The organism is Massilia aurea (genome assembly GCF_024753205.1).
GTDB lineage: Bacteria > Pseudomonadota > Gammaproteobacteria > Burkholderiales > Burkholderiaceae_D > Telluria > Telluria aurea.
Genome location: NZ_JANUGZ010000003.1, coordinates 648,338 through 665,193, shown reverse-complemented (window position 1 = coordinate 665,193; position 16,856 = coordinate 648,338). Strand labels below are relative to the sequence as shown.

Genomic DNA, 16,856 nt, shown 5'->3' with positions numbered 1-16,856 from the left:
ACGTCCGTCGGACGTCCAACAAACAACTTTGAAGTTCTTTTTGGGGTAATCAATGATCACTCAGCAGCAGATCCGGCTCACCAAGTTGGCGCTGGCTTTGTCAGTTGCGTTGGCGGCTTCGCCGTCGTTCGCACAGAACACCACTTCGGCCGTCGGTGGCCGTATCTCGAACGTCTCGGGTCAGCCGGCTGCCGGTGCGCAAGTGCAGATCCTGCACACCGAGTCGGGTTCTGTCAGCAATGTCGTAACCGACGCTGAAGGCCGCTACGTTGCACGTGGCCTGCGCGTGGGTGGTCCTTACACCATCACTATCACCAAAGACGGCATCACCCAAACCCGCAACAACGTCTTCCTCGATCTGGCGCAGACCGCCGAAGTCGACGCTACCCTGGGCGTGCAGACCGTGACGATCGCTGGCACCGCACAGCGTTCGGAGATCTTCTCGAACAACAACATGGGTGCGGGTACCGCGATCAGCAATACCCAGCTGCAGACCCAGGCGTCGATCAACCGCAACTTGCAGGACTATGCCCGCGCTGACCCCCGTGTGTCGCAGACCGACAAGGAACGCGGCGAAATCTCGGTCGCCGGCCAGAACTCGCGCTACAACTCGCTGACCATCGACGGCGTCGCGATCAACGACACCTTCGGCCTGGAAGCGAACGGCAGCCCGACCGCGCGCCAGCCGATTTCGATCGAAGCGATCCAGTCGGTGCAGGTCAACGTCGCCAACTACGATGTCACCCAAAAAGGCTATACCGGCGGCAACATCAACGCCGTAACCAAGTCGGGTACCAACACCTACAAGGGTGGTTTGTACTATGTGTTCCGCAATGACACCATGTCGGGCGACCGTTACAACCCGACGGACGACACCTATAGCGATGCGCCGAAGTCCAAGGAAACGACCAAGGGTATCTGGGCCAGCGGCCCGCTGATCCAGGACAAGCTGTTCATCTACGCGCTGGCCGAGAACTTCGAAAGTTCGCGTTCGAGCCCTGCCTTTGGTCCGATTGGCAGCGGTGCTGGTACCACCGTCGGCATTACCCAGTCGGCCATCACTGCTGCCCAGAACATCGCTCAGACGACCTATGGCACCAACATCGGCAGCACGGAAGTGCCTGCCGGTTCCATGCTGACCTCGAAAGAGCGCATGGTGAAGTTCGACTGGAATATTACTGACGAACACCGCGCCAACCTGCGCTACGCGAAGACCGAGCAGAACGAGCCGTTCTACCCGGGCTTCTCGGCAACCGGCGTCGGCCTGTCGTCGGGCTTCTACAATCAGGGCAAGTCGATCGAGACCGTCGTGGCCCAGCTGTTCTCGGACTGGACCCCGAACTTCTCGACCGAACTGCGCTTCTCGACCCGCGATTACGATTCGATCCCGCAGAACGCAACCGCGATGCCAGCCATCTCGCTGCAGTTCCAGGGCGCGCTGCCGGCCGGCGCCCCAGCCGGCGTGCCGACTGGTAACCGTTTCCTGAACTTCGGTACCGAATACAGCCGTCAAAACAACGTGCTGCGCACCGACACCAAGGACTTCTACGCCGGCGCCAACTGGATCGTGGGCGACCACGAAATCAAGGGCGGCGTCGACCAGACCAAGAACAAGGTCTACAACGCGTTCCTGCAGGGCGTGTATGGCCAGTACACCTTCGGATGTATCGCCAGCACCAGTGCCACGTTCTACGGTTTCGGCGCGCTGCCGAACTGCTCGACCGCAAGCCAGGCAACGCTTGAAGCAGCCGTGCTGGAGAACTTCCGCCGCGGTCGTCCGAGCTTCTACAATGTGCAGACGCCAGTCGCCGGCGGCTCGCTGAACAATGCGATCGCCCAGTTCGAAGTCAAGAACACCGGTCTGTTCCTGCAAGACACCTGGACCGTCAGTGAAGACCTGACCGTGACCTACGGCGTGCGCTATGACCGCAACGACGTTGGCGGGCGTCCTCTGGCCAATGCTGCCGTGGCTCAGGCTGTCATCGCAGGCAACCCGGCAACCAACGTACGCCAGCGCGGCGGCTTCGGCTACGACAACACCCGCACCATCGATGGTCAGGACCTGATCCAGCCGCGCGTTGGCTTCAACTACCGCTTCAGCAACGCGCCACGGCCAACCCAGCTGCGCGGCGGCTTCGGCCTGTTCCAGGGCGCGGCAGCAACGGTGTGGATGTCGAATCCGTTCTCGAACCCGGGCGTTGCAACGCGCTTCGTGAGCTGCTCGACGACCGCTGCTGTCAACTGCCCGACCGCCGATGGCCTGTTCAGCATCAATCCGAACAACCAGCCTAACGTGCCAGGCGTGACCCCTGCGGCCAACGTCGACATTCTCGATCCAAGCTTCAAGCAGCCGTCGATCTGGAAGGCCAACGTGGCGTTCGACACTGAACTGCCATGGTATGGCGTTGTCTTTGGTGCGGAGTACCTGTACACCAAGAACAAAGACAGCATCTACTACGAAAACCTGAATCTGGGCCCCGCAACTGCGACCGGTTCGGATGGTCGTCAACTGTTCTGGAACGCCGGTGGCCGCGACGCCAGCTGCTTCAGCGTTGCCAACGGCACCGTCTCGACCCGTACGGGCTGCGTGACGTCGCGCGCTCTGAGCAACCTGAGCTACAACAATGTGCTGCTGGCCAAGGGCACCGACAAGGGTGATGCGAACATCGTCACCCTGTCGCTGTCGCGTCCGTTGACCAAGGGCTTTGGCTGGTCGGTTGCTTACAGCTACACCGATGCGACCGAAGTGTCGCCACTGACCTCGTCGACCTCGAGCTCGAACTATTCCGGCCGCTCGGTGTTCAACCCGAACGAAGAAGTCACTGCCAACTCGAGCTATCTGGTGAAGAACCGTGTCAGCGCGTTGATGAACTTCCAGAAGAAATTCTTCGGCGAATACAACACCCGTCTGGGCATCTTCTACGAAGGCCGTGAAGGCAAGCCGTACAGCTGGACGTTCAACAACGACATGAACGGCGACAATCTGGCCGGCAATGACCTGATGTACATCCCGACCGCGTTCGGTTCTGGCGAAGTCGTGTTCTACGGCGACACCGCGACCAACAAGGCGAACGAGCAGAAGTTCTGGGATATCGTCAATTCGAACGACCAGCTCAAGAACGCCGCTGGTGGCAGCGTGAAACGCAACGGCAGCTTTGCCAAGTGGACCAACAGCTTCGACGTGCGCATCAGCCAGGAAATCCCGGGCATCTTCGAACGTAACAAGGGTACCTTCTCGCTCGACATCTTGAACTTCGGCAATCTGCTGAACAAGAAGTGGGGCCGTATCTATGAAGTGCCATTCCAGGGTAACGGCGGCACGGCGCGCAGCTTCGTTGACTACGCAGGTATCGATGCGCAGGGACGTTATGTGTACGCAGTGCGTCCACAGGTCGAATCGCAGGATCTGCGTCAGGCCAAGGGCGAGTCGCAGTGGGCCATCCAGGCAACCGTCAAGTACGAATTCTAAGTACTTGGGTTCAATGACGTAGCCAAAACGGCCGGTGGAAACACCGGCCGTTTTTTTCATCAAAAAAGTCGGCAGCCCTGCTGCTGTAAGGATTTCCTGCGCACAGGCGGCATGGGATAATGCCTGCTGTTGCGCTTATCCAAGCCCCCGCTGTTCGAGCGCCGGCCACCCCGGCCCGATTCCATAAAAGGTGTTTTTCATGATCGTCTCGCGTCGCGCAAGCGCCCGTCTGTCCACACTCACCGTTGCGCTGCTGCTGGCCGGCTGCGTGACCGCGCCCCAGGGCCCGGTCACCATCAACCTCGTGTCGCTCAATGACTTCCACGGCAATCTGGAACCAAGCCGCTACGTGCTCAAGGGCGCCGACGGCAAGGACCAGGTCATGCGCGCCGGCGGCGCCGAAGCCGTGGCTGCAGCCCTGCAGGCCTGGCGCAAGGAAGACAAGGAGTTGCTGCTCGTCTCGACCGGCGACATCGTCGGCGCCAGCCCGGCGCTGTCGTCGCTGTGGGCCGACGAGCCGACGATCGAAGTGATGAACATGCTGAACCTGCGCGCGAGCGCGGTGGGCAACCATGAATTCGATGGCGGCCGCAAGGAACTGCTGCGCCAGCAGAACGGCGGCTGCGATTCGCCGCACCCGACCAAGGCGTGCAAGCTGACCCCGAATTTCGGCGGCGCCAAATTCACGTACCTGGGCGCGAACGTGATCGACAAGGTCACCGGCAAGCCGATCATCCCGGGCTTCACCATCGAAACCGTCAAGGGCATCAAGGTCGGCCTGGTCGGCGTGGTGCTGCGCGATACGCCGAACATGGTCGTCGCATCGGGCATCGCGGGCTTGACGTTCGGCGACGAAGCCGAAGCGATCAACAACGCGCTGCCGGCCATGCGCGCGGCTGGCGCCAAGGTCATCGTGGCCCTCGTGCACCAGGGCGGCCGCACGGTCGAGTCGCCGTTGCAAACCGGTTGCAGCAAGCTGACGGGCGACATCGTCCCGGTCGTCCAGAAGATCGACCCGTCGGTCAAGCTGGTTCTGACCGGGCACTCGCACCAGGGCTATCTGTGCGACGTCGATGGCCGCGTCGTGACCCAGGCCGATACGGCCGGCCACTTGCTTACGCGCGTGTCGATGCAGGTCGAACCGACCACCGGCGCGGTCTCGAACCTGACCGTCGCCAACGTGGTGATGAAGCCGGGCGAGTATCCGGCCGATCCGAAGATCGTCGCGTATGTCGCGCAAGTAAAAGAACGCAGCGAAGCCGCATTGACGCGCCCGATCGCGAAGATCGCGACCGCGCCACTGCTGCGCAAGAATAACGACGCGGGTGAATCGCCCCTTGGCAACCTGGTTGCCGATGCGGCGCTGGACTCGGCCCGCAGCCTGGGCGCGCAGTTCGCGTTCATGAACAATGGTGGCGTGCGGCGCGACCTCGAAGCAGGCGCCGACAAGACCGTCAACTTCGGCCAGGCCCAGGCCGTGCTTCCGTTCGGAAACACGACCGTCGTAATGAACATGACCGGCGCGCAGATCCGCAACCTGCTCGAACGCCAGTGGCCCGAAGGCCCGAACGTGACGTCCAGCGTGCTGCAGGTCTCGCAAAACTTCACCTACACGTGGGACGCGAAGCGGCCGGCCGGCACCCGCCTGGTACCGGGCAGCATCAAGCTCGATGGCAAGCCGCTGGTTGATACCGCAACGTATCGCCTGGCGCTGAATAACTTCCTGGCCGAAGGCAGCGATGGCTATCCGGAATTCGCACTGGGCACGCAGCGCATCGATACCGGCCTGCGCGACCTGGACGGCTTCATCGCCTACCTGAAAAAACTCGAAGGGCAGGGCGCCGCGCTGGCCCCGGCTACCCCGCGCATCGTGCGCCTCAATTAAGTACATCAAAACCATCATGAAAAAACTCGCATGCGTGCTGGCGCTGACCGGCGCCTTTGGATTACTGGGCGCATCGGACGCCGCCGCCTGGGGCCGCGACGGCCACCGCGCTGTCGGCTCGATCGCCGACAAGCTGCTCAAGGGGACCAACGCGCAAAAGCAGATCGCGCTGCTGTTGCAACCGGGTGAATCGCTGGCGTCGGTCGCCAACTGGGCTGACTGCGTCAAGGGCACGTACTGCGGCCCGCAGACGCCCGAGATGGTGGAATACGTCGAAGGCAATCCGCGCCACAGCGAATACCACTACACCAACGTGCCGTTCCAGCTCGATCACTATCACGAGCATGGCGTGGGCACGAGCGATGTCGACATCGTGCAGACGCTGGAGCAGTGCATCGCTGTCTTGCAGGGCAAGACCGATCCCGCGCTGAACCCTCACAAATTCACCAAGCGCCAGGCCCTGATCCTGCTGGCGCACTTTGCCGGCGACATCCACCAGCCGCTGCACGTCGGTTCGGCGTTCGTCAGCAAGGACGGCAAGTTCATCGTGCCGAAATCGCGCGCCGAGATCGACGACGCGCTCGTGTTCGATTCGCGCGGCGGCAACAACCTGCTGCTCGATGACGAGAAACTGGCAGCGCTGTCGAAAGGGGTGATTCCTGCTGCAGAAGCGGGCGATGCGCCGGTCGTCGTCAAGGAAGGCGTGCCCAAGGCGCTGACCAAGCCGTTCCACTCGTACTGGGACAGCACGACGGTCGACTACGCCTTCCGCCGCATCAAGACGCGCACGCCGGAGCAGTTCGCGGACGTGGCGATCGCCAGCGCGCCGCTGGTCGCGAAAGCCAAAGGCGACGTGGCGACCTGGCCCGTGCAGTGGGTGGAAGACGGCCTCAAATCCGCCAAGCTGGCGTATGCCGACGTGGTGCCGGGCAAGCTGACGCCGCAGACGGGCAAGAAGGGCGAGACCTACTACACCTTCGCGCTCGAAGTGCCGGCCAACTATCCGGTGCCGAGCTCCGAAATCGCCAAGACCCAGCTGATCAAGGGCGGGTACAACCTGGCCGCGATGCTGCAGGCGATCTGGCCGTAAGCCCACGGTATGCAGCGCGCGGATTGTTCGCGCGCGCGGTGCACTTTTGGCACGGCCTCGGATAGAATCCGGTCATCCCCCGATCAGACTCCCGAGGCCCCATGCATGTTCCATTGAAGGCTGCCATCGCGGCAGCCTGCCTGTTCCCCGCACTCCACGCTCACGCACAATCGCCAGCGGGCGCCAGCCTGCCGCTGTGGGAATTCGGCCTTGGCGCCGCTGCCCTGAGCACGCCGGCGTATCCCGGCGCCGACGACCGTACCGCCCGTATCCTGCCCATTCCGTTTCTGCTCTATCGCGGGGAAGTGCTGCGCGCCGACCAGTCGGGTATCGGTGCGCGCCTGTTCCGCTCCGATCGGCTTGAATTCGACGTCGGCTTGTCAGGCGCCTTGCCGTCCGACTCCGACGACGTCGAGGCACGTGCCGGCATGCCGGATCTGGGCGCGCTGTTCGAATTCGGTCCGCGATTGAAAATCCGCGTGGCCGATATCGACGCGACGAGCCGATTGCGTGCCGAACTGCCACTGCGCGCCGTGATTGAAGCGCGGGGCGGCCTGCGCCGCCAGGGCTGGACGTTCGAGCCGAAGCTGGCCTACGAGACGCGCGGCGAGCGCGGCCTGTGGTCGTTCGAAGCGAATACGTCGGTGGTGTTCGGTGACAAGCGCATCAACCGCTATTTCTATGAGGTCGCGCCGCAGTATGCAACCGCCAGCCGCGATGCCTACAGCGCCGACGCCGGCCTGGTACTAGCGCGCGTGGGGCTGTTTGCGACGCGCCAGCTCAATCCCGACGTGCGCCTGTTCGGCTACGTGCGCTACGAGTCGTACGCCGGCAGCGCCAACCGCGACAGCCCGCTGCATCTGAAGAATTCGGGCACGTCGGCCGGCATCGGCTTTGCCTGGACGCTGGCGCGCTCGAGCCGGCGCGCGGCGGGCTTCGAGCCGGTCGATCCGGTCACGCCATGACGTAACGCGCGCAAGGCCGGTGTTTGGTGAATGTGTGGTGCACGTCTTACGCTGCAATGCGCTGGACGTTGGTCCGTTCGATTTTTCCGGCCTGGTATAAATCGTATTGCAGCTGCATGCCTGCCCAAAGTTCGGGGCTGGTATTCAGTGCGCTGCCGAGCCGGTAGGCCATATCGGGCGATACACCTGCTGCGCCGTTGACAACACGCTGCAAGATGACACGGCTGACTCCCAGCCGCGCCGCCGCCTCTGTGATCGTCATCTCTCCCAGGTACTCTCGAAGCACCTCTCCCGGATGCGGCGGATTATGCATACGAGTCATTTTTTCTCCTAAAGTTAGTGGTAATCAAGGTAGTCAACGAGGATGGCGTCGGTGCCATCGAATGCAAAAATCATTCGCCAGTTACCGCTGACTGTCACGGCCCAATGCCCCTTGAGATCGCCTTTCAGTGGGTGAAGTGCCCATGCCGGCGCCGACAAGTCTTCCGGCCGGGTTGCCTGATCAAGGGCGGCCAATTGAAGGCGCAGTCTTGCTGCGTGCGAAGCCTGGATCCCGGCTTTGCTTCCGGTCTCGAAGTAGCGTTGCAACCCTTTGTGCCTGAAGGTCCTGATCATGCAATTTATAGTATCCTGTATCGCTACAAGATACAATCACTTTCATGACCTGTCAATCACATCATCAGGCATGGTCAAGAAAAAGAGAGGCATGTAAAAAGAGCGGGATACACGCCGCTCTTTTTACATGCCGCTCTTTTTGCCCCACGCTGTCACGACGCAGTGTCAGCGTCGCTCGGCGCTGTTACAGCGATTACTTCGGCTTGTAAGAAACACGACCCGATAAGCCGATCGTACCGGCGCCGTTCGACAAGTCTTCAGTGCCGCTCAGCGAGCCGCCGCCGGTTGCGTGAAAATAGGTGCCGGAGCCGCCAGTGATGGTGAAGGTGCCGCCGTTCATGACGTAGGCAGTGCCTGCGCCGGTAGGAACGAACTGGCCACTGTAGTCGGCGAAAATCTGGTCGCCGTTTGGATACAGCAGGATGAACTTGCCATTGCTGAAAGTGAACGTGGTGCCGGACTGGGCGAAGCAATCTCCGCCCACGAACGCGACTGGCGTACCTTCAGCCGTCTCACCGTGGCCGGCAAGCTTGCCGCCGAGGGTGGACGCACACTGCGGCGCAGGTCCCACTTTTTCATTGAATACGCCGTTGACTTCAAGCGCCTTGACCACGTTCGGACCGGCCGAGGCCGAGAACGAGGCGGCCATCAGGACCAGGCTGGACAGGAGGCGTACGGAGACAGTCTTCATTACAATAATTCCTTGGCTGTTAAAAAAATGATATTGCACATACTAAGATAAGAGAAGAAATCCTCTTGCGCGCACGATTCCATTTTTTAACGTTGTTGCAGGTTGCCCACACGCGGAAGCGGTTAAGAACAGGGCACGACAGGGGCACAGCCTGAACTGGGTCAGGTCTCATAAACAGGGTCAGGTCTGGCATTCAGACACGAGCTCGACAAAAGTCTATTTATGAATGCCCTGATGAATTGATCAAGGCAGAGTTCGTGTCCAAATGTCAGACCTGACCCTGGCTGTTCCTGGCTGTTCTGACTGCTAGCTAAGATTTCCTTAACATCAAAAAAAACGCCGGGCGAACCCGGCGTTTCATGTGGTGGAGAAGGTACCCTGCGTTACGCAGTCTCGCGCATCCCCAGCGCTGGCCGCGCCACGCTCTTGAGCGCGGGACGCGCTTGCTGCGCTTCGAAGCGGAACGTCGACACCAGCTGCGACAGTGCTTGCGCCTGTTCGCGCATCGATGTCGATGCGGCGGCGGCTTCTTCGACCAGCGCCGCGTTCTGCTGCGTCACCTGGTCCATTTGCGCGATCGCCTGGTTCACCTGTTCGATGCCGGCCGACTGCTCCTGGCTGGCCATGGCGATGCCCGACATGATGCTGGTCACGCGGCCGATGCTGTCGACGATTTCCTGCATCGTCGCGCCGGCATCCGACACCAGGCGGCTGCCTTCTTCGACCTTGGCGCTCGAGTCGCCGATCAGGGTCTTGATTTCTTTCGCTGCTGCGGCCGAACGCTGCGCCAGATTGCGCACTTCGGAGGCCACGACCGCGAAACCGCGGCCCTGTTCACCGGCGCGTGCTGCTTCGACTGCCGCGTTGAGCGCCAGGATATTGGTCTGGAACGCGATGCCATCAATGACGCCGATGATGTCCACGATCTTCTTCGACGAATCGGTGATGGCGTCCATCGTCTGGACGACGCGCCCGACGGTGTCGCCGCCGCGGCCGGCCACCTGCGAGGCGTTCTGCGCCAGCGTGTTGGCTTCGCGGGCGTTGTCCGCGTTCTGGCGGACGGTCGAGGTCAACTCTTCCATCGACGATGCGGTTTCTTCCAGCGCGCCGGCCTGCTGCTCGGTGCGGGCCGACAGTTCGAGGTTGCCAGCCGAGATCTGGTCGGCCGCTTCGGCGATCGTTTCGGTGCCGCTGCGCACCTGACTGACGATGCCGACCAGGTTGTCGTTCATGTCCTTCAGGGCGCCCATCAGCGCGCCCGTCTCGTTCCTGCCCTGGACGACGATCTGGCTGCTCAGGTCACCGGTGGCGACGGTCTGCGCGACCAGCACGGCTTCTTCGAGCGGGGTCGTGATACGACGGCCGATCCACCAGGCGAACAGGCCGCCGCAGACCAGCGCGAGGGCGGCCAGCGTGACCTGCAGCTTCAGGCTCGTTGCGAAGCTCTCGTCGATCTTCACCGAATCGGCGGCCACGACGTCCTTCTGGAACTTGACGATGGCGCGCAGGCTGTCGAGATACGACTGCACGCGCGGCAGCATGTCGGTATTGAGGAAGTTGCGCACGGCCGCATCGTCGCCGGCCGCCTTCTGCGCCATCACACTCTTGCGCGCCTTGCGGTAGCCTTCGCGCTGCTCGTCGACCTTGGCAAACAGGGCCATTGCGGCGGGGTTGTTCGCCAGGCTCGTGGTCAGTTCCTTGTGCACCACGTCCGAACGCTTGGACGATTCGGCGATCGCGTCGAGGAAGTATTTTTCATCGTTCGCATCGGCCATCTTGATTGCGGCGATCGTGCGCGCGGCGTTGGTCTCGATGATGGCCTGCCATTCCTGCAGCAGGGCGAGGCGGTGCAGGCTTTCGCCGGTCAGCTCGTCGGTCAGATTTTCCGCTTTCTGCATCTGGAACAGGCCAATGCCAACCAGCAGCACCATCGCGGCAAGGATGGTAGCGAAGCCGCCGAGGATCAGCGTGCGGATCTTGAGATTTTGAAAGTTCATGAAATTCCGTCTATCGGTGAAAAGCAAAATTCGTGGCATACAAAGTATTGCCACAAGGCATTGCATTCTCACAGATTCGGAACAGAAAATCCGGAAAAATTGTGCGAAGCACAATGACTTTTCCGAAATGTCGCGCGATGGTCACGCGTTGTACAGACGAAGTTTTCGCAGTACGCGCACCCCTGAAACGTTTGACGCTGCCAGGGCGGCAGCGTCACGGTTCGGTCAGAGGCCGGCAAACGATCAGCGCGATTTGACGAACGGCTTGCCCAGCGCCTTGGGCGCCACCGACTTGGCCATCAAACCAGCCAGCACGACCACGGTAACGATGTACGGAATCATCTGGATCAGCGAACCCGGAATGCGGCCCACGACCGGCAGGTCAACGCCTTCGATCTGGATCTGCACCGCGGCAAAGAAGCCGAACATCATGCAACCGAGCACCGTGTGCACGGGGCGCCAGTTGCCGAACACCAGCGCTGTCAGCGCCAGGTAGCCGGCGCCGGCCGACATGTCGCGCAAGAAGAAGCCGCTCTGGACGATCGACAGATAGGCGCCCGAGAACGAGCACAGCACGCCGGCGATGATCATTGCCGTATAGCGGGTGCGCTGGACCGAGATGCCGGCTGCGTCAGCCGCATGCGGGTTTTCGCCACAGGCGCGCAGGCGCAGGCCGAAGCGGCTGTAGAACAGCACCCAGTGCACGATTGGGAGCAGGGCGAAGGCCAGGTACACCAGCACCGAATGCCCGCCGATCAGGCTGCCATAGACCCAGCCCAGCACCGGGACGTCGGCCACCAGTTCGGTCCCGGGCAGGATGACGCTCGCGAGGCGCGCCTCACCGAGGTCGGGCGTGCGCCCGCCCTGCTGGAAGAAGTACTGGGCGACGACGAACGTCAGCCCGCTCATCGCGATATTGATCGCGATGCCGGCCACGAGCTGGTTGCCCTTTTGCGTGATCGAGACGAATGCCTGGATCAGCGCCAGCACGACGGAGGCCACGATGCCAGCCGCGATGCCCAGCCACGGATCCTGGTAGGTGTAGGCAACGCCGGCCGACACGAAGGCCGACGCGAGGATCTTGCCTTCGAGGCCGATGTCGACCACGCCGCTGCGCTCGGCGAACAGGCCGGCCATGGCCGCGAACATCAGCACCGGCGCGTTGCGGATGGTGGAGACGACGATACTGGCGAACTGGAAGTCTTCCATGGCTTATCCCTTGCTTGCGCCGTTGTTGGAGCGTGTTGCGTTGATCAGTTTGAGTACCGCCGGCGCGTACATGTTTTCCATGGCGCCGCAGAACAGGATGATCAGGCCCTGGATGAAAATGAAGGTCTCTTGCGGGATGTTTGGTTTTTCCAGCGACAGGTCGAACCCGCCCTGGATCAGCGCGCCGAACAGGATCGACGAGAGCAGGATGCCCACCGGATGCTGGCGGCCCATCAGCGCAATCGCGATGCCGATGAAGCCGGCGCCGGCCGGGAAGTTCAGGCTCAGGTAGTGGGTCGAGCCGAGGATCGAATTCACTGCAGCCAGGCCCGCCAGGGCGCCCGAGATCAGCATCGCAATGATGATCGTGCGGCTGATGCGCACGCCCGCATAGTGCGCGGCGTGGGCGTTCAGGCCGGTGGCCTGCAGGCGATAACCCCAGCTCGAACGCGACACGGCCACCCAGTAGACCACCAGCGCGACCAGGGCCAGGAGGAAGGCCAGGTTCAGGGGCGTGCTCTCGCCGAAGAACGGCAGCCAGTTCGACAGCAGCGGGATCGCGGCAGCGTCGGTGAAGGTGCGGCTGGCCGGGTTCTGGTCACCCTCGGGGATCATGTACTTGACGATGATGAAGTTCATCAGGCCAGCGGCGATGAAGTTGAACATGATGGTCGTGACCACCACGTGGCTGCCGCGCTTGGCCTGCAGGTAGCCCGGCAGGAAAGCCCAGGCTGCGCCGAAGACGGCGCTGGCGACGATCGCCAGCGGAATCAGGAGCCACGGCGAGAGCGTCGCGTCGAACGCCAGCATCGCCAGCGTCAGGCCCAGGCCGCCCAGATACATCTGGCCTTCGGCGCCGATGTTGAACAGGCCCGCCTTCATCGCGATCGACACGGCCAGGCCGGTAAACACGAAAGTCGACGCATAGAACAGCGTGTACGACAGGCCTTCCGGATTGATGACGGCGCTGTTGACGAGGATCTGCAGCGACTCGACCGGGCTTTCGCCCAGCAGATGGATCACGAGCGCCGCGACCAGCAGGGCAGAGAGCAGATTCAGGACCGGCAGGACAAAGCCCGAGGCCCAGCGTGGGAGTTCAGTGGTTTTCATGATTTGTGCATCCCGCCCATCAACAGGCCAATGCGGGTCGTGTCGAATTCGTCGATCGGCAATTCGCCGGTAATGCGCCCGCCCGACATCACGATGATGCGGTCAGCCAGCGCGCGCACTTCTTCCAGCTCGGTCGAGACCAGCAGGATCGCGACGCCCTCGTCGCGCAGGCGCAGCAGTTGCGTGTGGATGCTCTCGATGGTGCCGATGTCCACGCCGCGCGTGGGCTGGCCCACCAGCAGCAGCTTGGGCGAGCCCGACACTTCGCGCGCGATCACGACCTTCTGCTGGTTGCCGCCCGAGAGCAGGCCGATGCGCACGTTGGGGTCTTTCGGGCGCACATCGAAAGCCTCGAGCAAATGCGCGCAGCGCTTGGCGATGGCGTCGAAATCGAACAGGCCCATGCCCTTCGTGACGCGCTCCTGGTAGCCGAACACGGTGTTCTGCATGACCGAGAAATCCTTGATCACGCCGTCGCGCAGGCGGTCTTCCGGCACGTGGCCGATGCCCATGTCGCGCAGTTCGGCGGGCAGGCCGTCGGCGTTCGAGCGGCCGGCCCAGGGCAGGGGCTTGCCTTCCACTGCCACGGTGCCGGACGTCGGCAGGCGCATGCCCGACAGGATGTGCATCAGCTCGCTCTGGCCATTGCCCGACACGCCGGCAATGGCGACGATCTCGCCAGCGCGCACCGACAGGGCAATGTCGCCCAGCAGCTGCACGCCGTTCGCGTCCTTCAGTTGCAGGTTCTCGACCTGCAGCACCGGCGCGCCTGGTGCATACGGTTTGCGCGGCAGGTTGCCTTCGATCGGACGGCCGACCATCATGTTGGCCAGCTGCTCTTTGCTGGTGTCGACCGTGGCGACGGCGCCGGCCAGGCGGCCTGCGCGCATCACGGTCACCTGGTCGGTGATGTCCATGATCTCGCCCAGCTTGTGGGTGATCAGGATGATGGTCTTGCCCTGTTCCTTGAACAGCCGCAGGATGTCGAACAGCGACGCGATTTCCTGCGTGGTGAGCACGGCGGTCGGCTCGTCCAGGATCAGGATCTCGGCGCTGCGGTAGATCTGCTTGAGGATTTCGACGCGCTGCTGCGCGCCCACCGACAAATCGGAAATCACGGCCAGCGGATCGACGTCGAGGTGGTAGCGCGCGCAGATCTCGCGCAGCTTCACTTCGGTTTCGCGGCGTTTCTTCGACAATTTGAAGGCGCCTTCGGCGCCGAGCATCACGTTGTCGAGCACCGTCATGTTCTCGACCAGCATGAAGTGCTGGTGGACCATGCCGATGCCGAGCCCGATGGCTTCCTGGCTCGAGCGGATCTGCTGCTCCTTGCCGTTGATGACGAGCTGCCCGCTGTCGGCATGGTAGTAGCCGTACAGGATACTCATCAGGGTGGATTTGCCCGCGCCATTTTCGCCGATCACACCATGGATCGAACCCTTGGCGATCGAGAAGCTGACGTCGGCGTTCGCCTGCACCGGCCCGAAGGCCTTGCTCACGTTGCGAAATTCTACGGCTGGCTGCATTGCGATCTGTCGTAAAAAGGAAGTGTGCTTATCATTCAAAAGCGCGCCGGACCGGTAATCAACCGGCGCGGCGCGCTTCGAATGGAATGAAGGTGATCAGACCGGGCAGGAACTGCCGGCGCGGTAATCGATGACCTTGATCTTGCCGTTGATGATGTCCTGGCGTACGCCGTTCACGCGCTTTTCGATTTCGGGCGTGACGACCGCGCGGTTATCCTTGTCCAGCACCCAGTCGACGCCGCCTTCTTTCAGGCCCTTGTAGGTGACGCCTGCTTTCCAGGTGCCTTTCTTGACGGCCATGAACGAGTCATACACGGCCACGTCGACGCGCTTGACCATCGAGGTCAGCATCGTGCCCGGGTGCAGATAGTTCTGGTTCGAGTCGACGCCCACGGCCAGCTTGCCCTTGGTCTTGGCCATCTGCAGCGCGCCCATGCCGCTGCCGCCGGCCACGGCGAAGACCACGTCCACGCCGCGGTCAAATTGCGCGCGTGCCAGCTCGCCGCCCTTGGCAGGATCGTTCCAGGCTGCTGCCGTGGTGCCGACCATGTTCTGGATGATTTCAGCTTTCGGTGCCTGCGCCTTGGCGCCCTGGCCGTAGCCGCAGGCGAATGCGCGGATCAGCGGAATGTCCATGCCGCCGACAAAGCCGAGCTTCTTGGTCTTGGACGCCATGGCCGACGCCACGCCGACCAGGTACGCGCCTTCCTGCTCCTTGAACATCACCGATTCGATGTTCGGGCCTTGCGCCACGCTGTCGATCAGGATGAAGCGCACGTTCGGGAATTCACGCGCGACTTTTTGCACGGCCTGGGTCTGCGAGAAACCGATGGCGGCGATCAGGTCGACCTTCTTGCGCGCCAGGCCGCGCATGACTTGCTCGGCCTGGGTATCGCTATTGGCCTGGACCTCGAACACCTTCACGCCGGTCTCTTTCGAGAAGCGCTGCAGGCCCTCGAAGGCCGACTGGTTGAACGACTTGTCGAACTTGCCGCCCGCATCGTAGACCATGCCGAATTTCGGCGCGGCGATCGGTGCGGTCGATGGCGCTGCCAGCGCGCTGCCGGCAAGGCACATGGCCGCCACGGTGATGCTGAGTTGCTTGAATTTCATGGTTGAGCTCCTGGAATAGCGATATTGTACCCGCCGCATGCCTTGCGATGGGATCGGCTGCGCGATTGTCGCAGCACGGCGCCGTGCAAGTGGTTACGGTTTGTATCTGGGGAGGGTCGTTGGGGCCAGGCCCGCGCCCTTCGGGCACAAGCTGTCAAATATGCATCAAGCTGCAAGTTGATGACAAATACGATTTTACTTCCCAATTTATTCGCTGGAAATATAAATGCTGACAAATTCAGCGATTATTTTGTAGCAAGGGCCAGATCGGGCGCTGCCGCCGTCGTTTCGACCGGTGGCGTGGCATTCGCCACCGCATCGGCCACGGCGGCTGCAGCAGCCGGCGTGACTGGCGCGCTGAACTGGCGCGTGAGGAAACCGGCAACCATGTCATGCGTCGCTTGCAGGTAGGGGATGGTCATATGATCGGAATCCGGCACCACCTCGTCGGCCACCAGCGCGCCCAGCTTGGCCACCAGGAGGTCTGTGTGGAAGTGGGGCACGACATCGTCGCTGGCGGCGCGCAGCACGTAGGTAGGCGCCTTGAGCATCGGTGCGTACTTGATCGACTCGAAGCGGTGGCGCAGCATGTATTCGATGGGCATCACGCGAAAACGCCGCTTGGCAATCGCCAGGATCGAATCGTACGGCGTGATCAGCACGACCGAATGCGCGGGGCGTTCGCGGGCCACTTGCACGGCAACGCCCGAGCCCAGGCTGCGGCCAACCACGGCGATGCGCTGCGGGTCGACCTGGCCGCGCGTGGCCAGCCAGTCGTAGAGCAGGGCGCCGTCTTCGATCATGTGGATTTCGGCCGGGATGCCTTGCGAGTCGCCATAGCCGCGGTAATTCATCGCCAGCACGGTCATGTTGGGGAACAGCTTGCCGGCGTCGCGCGCGACCCACGACACTTCTTCTGAGCGCCCGCCAAAGTACAGCACGGCCGGGCGCGGACCGGGAATCACGGGCGTCATCAGCCAGCCGGCAGGACGCGTGCCGTCCTTGGCGCGCAAGACCACGGGGCGGGTGCGGTGACCGCTCGAACGGGGGCTTTTGACTTCGCGTTCGAGCGTCGGATTGAACACGAGGCGGCGCTGGTTGGCCGCGACGGCAGCGGTCAGGCCCAGCCATAACATGCTGGCCAGTCCAGTGAGTCCCGCCGCCATTTTTTTCGACCTGTCCATGC

General features: G+C 62.4%; 13 protein-coding genes. 4 read left to right on the top strand and 9 right to left on the bottom strand.

The features are described 5' to 3' along the window. The first annotated feature begins 52 nt into the window (after positions 1 to 52). From NX775_RS13515 to NX775_RS13500, 4 genes are all read left to right on the top strand, one after another. On the top strand, positions 53 to 3,469 hold the full coding sequence (locus NX775_RS13515; RefSeq protein ID WP_258836477.1) for a TonB-dependent receptor: 3,417 nt from the start codon (positions 53 to 55) through the stop codon (positions 3,467 to 3,469). Positions 3,470 to 3,668: 199 nt separating this feature from the next. Further along, complete coding sequence (locus tag NX775_RS13510) at positions 3,669 to 5,354, top strand: bifunctional metallophosphatase/5'-nucleotidase (RefSeq protein WP_258836476.1); 1,686 nt, start codon at positions 3,669 to 3,671, stop codon at positions 5,352 to 5,354. A gap of 16 nt (positions 5,355 to 5,370) precedes the next feature. Continuing rightward, complete coding sequence (locus tag NX775_RS13505) at positions 5,371 to 6,444, top strand: S1/P1 nuclease (RefSeq protein ID WP_258836475.1); 1,074 nt, start codon at positions 5,371 to 5,373, stop codon at positions 6,442 to 6,444. Positions 6,445 to 6,545: 101 nt separating this feature from the next. Continuing rightward, positions 6,546 to 7,409, top strand: coding sequence for a MipA/OmpV family protein (locus NX775_RS13500; RefSeq protein WP_258836474.1), 864 nt, complete (start codon positions 6,546 to 6,548; stop codon positions 7,407 to 7,409). A 46-nt stretch (positions 7,410 to 7,455) separates the two neighbouring features. Here NX775_RS13500 and NX775_RS13495 read toward each other — a convergent pair whose 3' ends face one another. The 9 genes from NX775_RS13495 to NX775_RS13455 all read right to left on the bottom strand — a co-directional run bounded on the left by NX775_RS13495 (position 7,456) and on the right by NX775_RS13455 (position 16,854). After that, positions 7,456 to 7,731 (bottom strand): HigA family addiction module antitoxin, encoded by a 276-nt coding sequence (locus NX775_RS13495; RefSeq protein ID WP_258836473.1) that lies wholly within the window; start codon positions 7,729 to 7,731, stop codon positions 7,456 to 7,458. A gap of 14 nt (positions 7,732 to 7,745) precedes the next feature. Further along, the gene (locus NX775_RS13490; protein ID WP_258836472.1) at positions 7,746 to 8,024 is read right to left on the bottom strand and encodes a type II toxin-antitoxin system RelE/ParE family toxin; all 279 of its coding nucleotides are present in this window, start codon (positions 8,022 to 8,024) and stop codon (positions 7,746 to 7,748) included. 193 nt (positions 8,025 to 8,217) lie between these two features. Beyond that, complete coding sequence (locus tag NX775_RS13485; protein ID WP_258836471.1) at positions 8,218 to 8,715, bottom strand: hypothetical protein; 498 nt, start codon at positions 8,713 to 8,715, stop codon at positions 8,218 to 8,220. A gap of 383 nt (positions 8,716 to 9,098) precedes the next feature. Continuing rightward, a complete protein-coding gene (locus tag NX775_RS13480; RefSeq protein ID WP_258836470.1) occupies positions 9,099 to 10,712 on the bottom strand; it encodes a methyl-accepting chemotaxis protein in 1,614 nt (537 codons plus the stop codon). Between the two features lie 243 nt (positions 10,713 to 10,955). After that, on the bottom strand, positions 10,956 to 11,921 hold the full coding sequence (locus tag NX775_RS13475) for an ABC transporter permease (protein ID WP_183557370.1): 966 nt from the start codon (positions 11,919 to 11,921) through the stop codon (positions 10,956 to 10,958). A gap of 3 nt (positions 11,922 to 11,924) precedes the next feature. Then, positions 11,925 to 13,031, bottom strand: coding sequence for an ABC transporter permease (locus NX775_RS13470; RefSeq protein ID WP_258836469.1), 1,107 nt, complete (start codon positions 13,029 to 13,031; stop codon positions 11,925 to 11,927). Continuing rightward, entirely contained in the window at positions 13,028 to 14,557 is a 1,530-nt protein-coding gene (locus tag NX775_RS13465; RefSeq protein ID WP_258836468.1) for an ABC transporter ATP-binding protein, read from the bottom strand. The genes NX775_RS13470 and NX775_RS13465 overlap by 4 nt, the downstream gene beginning before the upstream one ends. Before the next feature lie 96 nt (positions 14,558 to 14,653). Further along, on the bottom strand, positions 14,654 to 15,670 hold the full coding sequence (locus NX775_RS13460) for a BMP family lipoprotein (RefSeq protein WP_183557378.1): 1,017 nt from the start codon (positions 15,668 to 15,670) through the stop codon (positions 14,654 to 14,656). A gap of 245 nt (positions 15,671 to 15,915) precedes the next feature. After that, positions 15,916 to 16,854 (bottom strand): alpha/beta hydrolase, encoded by a 939-nt coding sequence (locus NX775_RS13455; RefSeq protein WP_258836467.1) that lies wholly within the window; start codon positions 16,852 to 16,854, stop codon positions 15,916 to 15,918. Positions 16,855 to 16,856: the final 2 nt, after the last annotated feature.